Origin of the sequence: Streptomyces sp. URMC 126 (assembly GCF_051386555.1) — a bacterium.
GTDB lineage: Bacteria > Actinomycetota > Actinomycetes > Streptomycetales > Streptomycetaceae > Streptomyces.
This window is the reverse complement of sequence record NZ_JBPQTX010000501.1, coordinates 1-3,232: the sequence shown is the minus strand read 5'-3', so window position 1 is coordinate 3,232 and position 3,232 is coordinate 1. Positions and strand designations below refer to the sequence as shown.

General features: G+C 75.9%; 3 protein-coding genes. 1 reads left to right on the top strand and 2 read right to left on the bottom strand.

Features of this window, described 5'->3' with window-relative positions; all coding sequences use genetic code 11:
- Positions 1 to 101 precede the first annotated feature (101 nt).
- Both ACSNOK_RS31985 and ACSNOK_RS31980 read right to left on the bottom strand, forming a co-directional pair.
- Positions 102 to 1,004, bottom strand: coding sequence for a spermidine synthase (locus ACSNOK_RS31985; RefSeq protein ID WP_436784292.1), 903 nt, complete (start codon positions 1,002 to 1,004; stop codon positions 102 to 104).
- 57 nt (positions 1,005 to 1,061) lie between these two features.
- On the bottom strand, positions 1,062 to 1,514 hold the full coding sequence (locus tag ACSNOK_RS31980) for a hypothetical protein (RefSeq protein WP_436784291.1): 453 nt from the start codon (positions 1,512 to 1,514) through the stop codon (positions 1,062 to 1,064).
- 307 nt (positions 1,515 to 1,821) lie between these two features.
- Here ACSNOK_RS31980 and ACSNOK_RS31975 point away from each other — a divergent pair, with 307 nt between their 5' ends.
- Complete coding sequence (locus tag ACSNOK_RS31975; protein WP_436784290.1) at positions 1,822 to 3,225, top strand: tetratricopeptide repeat protein; 1,404 nt, start codon at positions 1,822 to 1,824, stop codon at positions 3,223 to 3,225.
- Positions 3,226 to 3,232 lie beyond the last annotated feature (7 nt).

Genomic DNA, 3,232 nt, shown 5'->3' with positions numbered 1-3,232 from the left:
ATCAAGCCCGTCCGGCGTTTGAGGACGAGCGGCGGAGCCGCGATCAGCGGGGTCTGGGGCGCAGCCCCAGGAAACGGCGAAAGGGCGGGACCGGGGCACCCTCACCGAAACACCGACGCCGGCGGCTCCGGCGACGGCCGCGCGCTCGCGTCGGTGACGGCTACCGCCCCACCCGCGAAAGCGGCAAGAGCCTCACCCGCCTCCACCCGCCCCTGCGCCGCATCCGTCGCACACCTCCGCGTCAACTCCCCGACAGGCAACGGCGAATCGGAAGCCACAAGCACCGCATTGCCAAACCGCCGCCCCCGCAACACCGCCGGCTCCACCGCCAAGCACAGCTCGGGAAAGACCGTCCCCACGGTCGCGATCTGCGACTTGACGAAGGCGAGGCCGGGCGGACCGTCCGCCAGGTTCGCCGCGTACAGCCCGCCGGGCCGCAGCACCCGCCGCACCTCCGCGGCGAACTCCACGCTCGTCAGATGCGCGGGCGTCCGCGCCCCGGCGAACACATCCGCGATGATCAGATCCGCCCACCCGTCGGCCACCTTGCCCAGCACCTCCCGCGCGTCACCGTTCCGCACCCGGATCCGCCACGCGGAATCGAGCGGCAGCTCCCGCCGGACGAAGGCGACCAGCGGCGCGTCGATCTCGGCGACCTGCTGGGTGGAGCGGGGCCGGGTCGCGGCCACGTAGCGGGCCAGGGTGAAGGCGCCGCCGCCGAGGTGGAGGGCCTGGATCGGCCGCCCGGGCGGTGCCGCCAGGTCGGCGACGTGGCCGAGCCGCCGCTGGTAGGAGAAGTCCAGGCGGGTGGGGTCGTCCGGGTCGACATGGGACTGCGGCGCGCCGTCGATCAGCAGGGTGCGGGCGTTCGGGCGGTCGCGGTCCGGGCGCAGCTCCGCGAGACCGCCCGCCACCTGCTCGGTGACGGGTTCGGCGGCGCGCCCGCGCCCCGCCCGCCTGCCGGTCCCGCCAGTCCCCCCGGCATCTCGTTTCCCTTTGGCCACACGCCAAGTATCGCCCGGTTCGCCCGGCCACCCGTCCGCGCACCCCGCCCCGAGGGGTCAGCGGCAGCGGTCGACGGCCTCGATCGTGCGCGCCGCCTCGCCGAGAGCCGCCCGCAGCACGGCCGGGTCGGTCGCCTCCGAGAGGGCCGCTTCAGGCGCCACCAGCCAGCCACTGCCCGTCACGGGCGGTTCGTGGCGGCCGGCGCGCACCCCGCGCCCGTACGCCTGGGTGCAGGCGCTGCCGGGGACGTCCCAGCCCGCCGCGGTGCCGGCCGGGACGAGGAAGCCGAGGGTGTGGCACTCGCCGTCGTGCAGCACGGGCCCGACGCCGTCGCGGAGCCGCAGGATGTCCACCGCCTCCAATCCCTGCCGGGCGGGCACGGTGACCAGGTCGCAGGGGATGCCCTCACCCTGCCCCCGGGCCGGGCGCGCGGCCGGACCGTGTCCGGGGCGCGCCTGGTGAAGGGCCGCCGTCCGCGAGCCGCCGATGTTCACTCCGGCTTCCGCCAAGGGGAACGCCTCCTCCGCACGTTTCGCTGAACCCGTCTCCGCCGCTCCGCGCCCGACCGCCGGGGCCGCGGCACGGACGGCGGGCACCCGCTCCCCCTGTTCAACTCCCTTGAGCCGTCAACGGCTACGGCACCACGCCGCCGTAAAGGATGGCAGTTCATGGCGGATCGCGAGTGGGATATCCGTTTTGTAGCCAAAGCGGACGTACCGGCTTCCCGGCAGCCGGTACGGTCATCACGCCGCACGGCAGTACCACCGTCCGCCCCGGATGCCGGCGGGGCGGCACCCGCCAGGAGAGGGTCCGGCCATGGCGTCGCCCCACGCGTCCCCGTCACCTCGCGCCCCCCGCCCGAACACTGTCTTCCGTGAGCTGCGCGGACCGCGTTCACCTGCGGAATTCGCTGCCGCGGTACGGCGTGCGGCCCGGGAGATCGGGGAACAGGTCTCGTGTGACGCGCGGTACATCGGGCGCGTCGAATCCGGCGAGATCCGCTGCCCCAACTACGCCTACGAGCGGGTGTTCCGCCATATGTTCCCCGGCCGCGAGCCGGCGGACATGGGCTTCCTCCCCCGCGAGACCGTACGCGGACGGGGGGCGCGAAACAAGGGCGGTGCGCCGCCCGCACACATCGAAAGCCCCGCCGACGACGGTGACGTGACGGGTCCCGGCGCACCGGGCCTCCGGGACGCCGGCGCCCCCGGCACCGGCGGTACCAGTGACGAGGAGAGCGACGTGTTGCGTCGCGCGTTCATGACCCATGGCACGGCCGCGGTGGCCGTCGCCTCCCTGGGCGGCGTCGCGGGCGCCCGCCCCCAGCGCCACGCCGGCGAGCCGGAGGCCGTGGCGGTGGAGCAGGCCGTCCGCCGCATCCGGCTGCTCGACGACCGGCACGGCGGGGACGGCCTCTACCGGCGTGCGACCCGGCCACTACGGGCGGCCTACGACCTGCTCGACGCGGAGACCCGGCGGCAGTCGGTGGCCGACCGGCTGCACTCGGGCGCCGGTGAACTGGCGATCTCCGTCGGGTGGTTGGCGCACGACTCCGGCCGGTTCGCCGACGCCCGTTCGCACTACGCGGAGGCGCTGGCCACCGCGCGGGTCGCGGGGGACGCGGCGCTGGAGGCGCACGCCTTCTGCAACACCGCGTTCCTGGCCCGGGACTCCGACCGGCCGCGGGAGGCCGTCCGCGCCGCCCAGGCCGCGCAGCACGTGGGCCGGCGGCTCGGCTCGGACCGGCTGATGTCGCTGCTGGCGCTGCGCGAGGCCGGCGGCTGGGCCCGGCTGGGCGACCGGGCGGCCTGCGCGACCGCCCTGCTGCGGGCCCGCACCCTCTTCGGGCGGGGGGCGAGCGACGCCGACCCCGAGTGGATGACGTTCTTCGGCGAGGCGGAACTGGAGGGCCTGGAGGCCCAGTGCTGGTCCGCCCTGGGCGACCGGTCGCGGGCGGCCGAGCACGGGGAGCGGGCCGTGGCGCTGGCCGACCCCCACTTCGCCCGGAACATCGCGCTCTACACGGCGCAGCTCGCGGACGACCTGGCGCACTCCGGTTCCCCGGACGCGGCGGCGGCGGCCGGGGAGCGCGTGCTGGACCTGCTCGGCCAGGTCCGGTCCGCCCGCATCCGCGGCATGCTCGACGCCACGTCGCGGACGCTGCGCCGGTACACGGGGGATCCCGCGGTCGAGTCGTTCCTGGCGCGGGGGGTGGCCTGAGCGGGGG